The sequence below is a fragment of the uncultured Novosphingobium sp. genome (assembly GCF_964277725.1).
Classification (GTDB): Bacteria; Pseudomonadota; Alphaproteobacteria; order Sphingomonadales; family Sphingomonadaceae; genus Novosphingobium; species Novosphingobium fluoreni.
Genome location: NZ_CAXYKL010000091.1, coordinates 1 through 3958 on the forward strand (window position 1 = coordinate 1; position 3958 = coordinate 3958).

A 3958-nucleotide genomic window follows, 5' to 3' on the forward strand; every position below is an offset into this window, starting at 1 on the left:
CTGCTCGGTCAGCCCGGAGCGCCATTCCACTACGCTCTACAGCTCCAACGATGCCTTGGACTGGCGGTTCGAAGGCGTCGTCCTCGATCATCAGAACAAGGACATGCTGATTTTCGAAGGGCTGATCGACGGGCACTACTGGGCCCAGACCCGGCCTTTGGGAGACCTCTACTTCGCCTATCCACCTGGTAGCGAATGGCGGGCCGGGCCTTCGATCAACCTGGCGTACTCCCCGGATGGGCGCTTTTGGAAGCCGGTCGACAAGCCCGGAATCCGGCCTCACGCCGCGACTGTCGCCACTGCGCGGATGGGTGGGGGCGCCCCTCCGATCCTGACGCCCGAGGGCTGGCTGACCCTGTGGCATGGGGTAGAGCCGCATGAGATCGTCGGCATCTATCGCACCTACTGGTCGCTGCTCGATCGCAATGACCCCAGCGTGACCCTGCGCACCCAACACGCGCCGTTGTTGGAAGCGAATGCGGACCTGACCCAACCTATCGACCACCAGATGTACGTTCGAGATGTGGTCTTCACCACCGGGATCGTGGACGGCGGGGAACACTACATCGTCGCCTCTGGCGAAGCCGATCTCGCATGCCGGATCACGCATATTCCACAGAGCGTCTTCCGCTCATGATGCGCCGATAGCTGAAAAAAATGGGGAGCTGAGACATGGCGGAAATTGCCGGATGGGTCGCCCCGATCGCCACGATGATCGCGGCAATGATGACCGCTTCGAACCTGGGCGCTCGAATGACCGGCTGGGGCTTCGTCGTTTTTACTGTCGGCTCGATTTCCTGGACACTGGTGGGAGTGACGTCAGGGCAAACAAATCTTGTTGCCGCGAACGGTTTTCTGATCCTGATCAACGTCATTGGTGTTTGGCGCTGGCTTGGGCGGCAAGCGGCGTATGAAGACGGTGGGCAATCCGCGAAGAAGGCGAGCCGCACATCCTCGTCTCCCAGCCTTTTCACGGCCACCGGTATCAGCGGCATGGCGGTTGTCGATGAGAATGAGCGCACCATTGGTCATGCCGTGGAAGCGTTGGTGGAATGCGCTTCGGCTGCAGTCAGCTATGTGGTCGTTGCAGAGGGCGGAATTGCAGGCATCGAAGAAAAGCTTCGTGCCGTCCCCGGCCAGAGCATAAAATTTAAATGTGACCGCCTTCGCCTCAATATGTCGGGTGAAGCCTTTCGATCACTCCCTAGCCTCGCGCCCGGACGCTGGCCCGTATCTGCCGAAGCGGTTTCAAGACAAGAATAAGGCGCCGCCGATCTGCTCGGCGACGCCCGCGATTACTTTGTCGGTCTTAGCGTGAAATCAGGCCTTGAGATGCTTGGCGAGATGCTTGTTCATCTCGAACATGCTGGCCTTCTTGCCGCCAAAAATCTTTTCAAGCTTGTCGTCGGCGTTGATCTGGCGCTTGTCGGCCGGGTCCTGCAGGTCGTGTTTCTTGATGTAATCCCACACCTTTTTCACGACCTCGCTGCGGGGCAAAGCATCAGAGCCGACAATTTCGGCCAAATCGGGCGAGGGAGTGACGGGGGCAGTAATGCCGCCACGTGCGCCGCCTGCGGCTTTGCCCGTCTTCTTCACCTTGGCAACGGCGGCCTTGGTCTCGTCTTCGCCTCGCTTCGCTTTGGTAGTCGCCATGGAAGATCCTCCTGAGCTTATATCGCGAGCGCACAGTGGGCCGCGATTGTCGAGATAAGTCTGAAATGACCAAGAGGTTGCCTGTGCGCCGATGGGAAAGGTTGCACACACGCCACAGCAGGGCCAGAACAGTCAGAATCATCTGATATGATATCTTGTATCATATCGTGGCTGTGAGTAAGGCGGCGCGCGACTATCAGCCAGTCGCAATTTGTCTCCAGTCCAAGGGTCAGCACAATGAGCCGTTACGCTTCCTTCGCCAGCCTCGTCGCGATCACGGCGACGATGATGGCAACACCGGCATTCGCAAACGATGCACCCGCGGCGGACCGGGATGGAGGAAGCCCCACCGGAGCGGCAAAGCCAGAGTCGCTGCATACTCGCCAGTCGTCGGAGATCGTCGTCACCGCTCCGTTCCAGCGTGACCGGCTGGATATCCTGTCGGGCGTTTCGGTCGTGCAGGGTGCCGAGCTGACCCAGGCGTTGCGCCCGACCATCGGCGAGACGTTGGCACGTACTCCCGGCGTCTCCGCCACGTCCTTCGGCCCCAACGCCTCGCGACCGGTTCTACGTGGCCTCCAGGGTGAGCGTGTACGCATTCTCACGGACGGGATCGGTTCTATCGACGTGTCCAACACCAGCGTCGACCACGCCGTTGTCGTCAATCCGCTGCTGGCAGACCGCATCGAGGTGCTGCGCGGGCCGTCCACGCTGATGTTCGGTTCGTCCGCGATCGGCGGTGTCGTCAATGTGATCGACAAGCGCATTCCCCGCGTGGTGCCAGATGAAGCGATCCACGTCGATATGATCGGCACGTACGGGTCTGCTGCGAATGAGCGGTCAGGCGCTGGCGCGGTCGACGTGCCGCTGGGTGACAAGTTCGTGGTTCATGCCGATGGCAGCTATCTCAAGACCGGCAATCTGCGCATCGGCAACTATGTCCTGTCCCGCCGGGCGCGGGCTACGGCGCTGGCCAATGCCGGAACCGAAACGCCCGAACAGTTGGACGAAGGCATCGACTTCGCCGAAAATGCCCGACTGCGCGGCAAGCTACCCAACTCGCAAAACAAGACCTGGACCGCTGGCGTCGGTGCGGCGCTGATCACGGACACCGGCAATCTTGGTGTCTCGTATAGTCACTATGACAGTCTCTACGGCGTCCCCGATCGCTACGCCATCCGCCCCGGCGAGGAACAGGAAGGACCGCGCCTCAGCCTGGCGCAGGACCGCGTAGACTTGCGCGCCGAGGTGGAAACCGGCGGCGGCCTGCTCAAGAGCATCCGCGCTCGCGCCGGGTACGCCACGTATCGGCACTTCGAACTGGAAGAGAACGGCGACGTTGGCACCGCGTTCTACAATAAGGGCCTGGAAGGCCGCGTCGAATTGGTCCAGTCCGATCGCGGAGCCTGGAAGGGCGCGAGCGGCGTGCAGTACTTCTCGCGCGACTTCAACGTGGTGGGCGATGAAGCCTTCCTGCCGCGCAACTCTACTGAGCAATTCGGCATATTCACTCTGCAGCAGCTGGACTACGGCAAGCTGAAGTTCGAGGGCGGCGCGCGCTTTGAGCATACTTCGCTGATCGCCAAGCCGCTGCCGGATCAGCCACAGTTCTTTCAGGGTCAGCGCAAGTTCGATGCCTTCTCCGGGTCCCTGGGTGCGTCCTATGCCATCGCAGACGGCTGGCGTCTGGGTGTGAATGCCTCCCGCACGACCCGCGCGCCCTCTGCTGAGGAACTGTTTGCCAATGGACCCCATGCCGGCACGCAGGCGTTCGAGATCGGCAATCCGGATTTCAAGAAAGAACGCGCTTGGGGCGTTGAAGCGATCCTGCGTGGCAAGGGGCAGGGCTACAGCCTCGAAGCATCTGCATTCTACAACTGGTTCAGCAACTTCATCTATGAAAGCCTGACGGGTGACGTAGAGGACGGCCTGCCGGTGTTTCAATCCAACCAGGCAAAGGCGCGCTACTACGGCGTCGAAGTGCAAGGCTCGCTCGACCTGGCAAAGCTGGGCGAAATGACGCTGACCGCCGATGGCCTTGCCGATTACGTCCATGCCCAGATCACAGAGGCCGGGCCCGCACCCCGAATCCCGCCGCTGCGCGTCGCCGGCGGACTGCAACTGTCGGGCAAGAACCTGGACGTCAGGGGCGAAGTGGAGTGGAACGACGGGCAAAAGCGTGTCGCCGCGTTCGAAACCCCGACGGACAGCTTCACGCTGGTGAATGCACAACTCAACATCCGGCCCTGGGGTAACGAACGTCCGCTCTCGTTCGCGCTTTCGGCGAACAACATCTTCGACGTGG

The 3958-nt window shown here is 61.2% G+C and carries 3 protein-coding genes and 1 pseudogene; 3 read left to right on the forward strand and 1 reads right to left on the reverse strand.

Annotated elements, in window-relative coordinates:
• Positions 1 to 637: pseudogene (locus ACHWRX_RS05230) on the forward strand (glycosidase); the annotation flags it as partial.
• A 35-nt stretch (positions 638 to 672) separates the two neighbouring features.
• Entirely contained in the window at positions 673 to 1263 is a 591-nt protein-coding gene (locus ACHWRX_RS05235) for a PRC-barrel domain containing protein (protein ID WP_394658357.1), read from the forward strand.
• Between the two features lie 57 nt (positions 1264 to 1320).
• Here ACHWRX_RS05235 and ACHWRX_RS05240 read toward each other — a convergent pair whose 3' ends face one another.
• Positions 1321 to 1653, reverse strand: coding sequence for an SWIB/MDM2 domain-containing protein (locus tag ACHWRX_RS05240; protein ID WP_394658358.1), 333 nt, complete (start codon positions 1651 to 1653; stop codon positions 1321 to 1323).
• 237 nt (positions 1654 to 1890) lie between these two features.
• On the opposite strand from ACHWRX_RS05240, the gene ACHWRX_RS05245 reads away from it, so the two are divergent.
• A partial coding sequence (locus ACHWRX_RS05245; RefSeq protein WP_394658359.1) for a TonB-dependent receptor occupies positions 1891 to 3958 on the forward strand: 2068 nt, incomplete at its 3' end.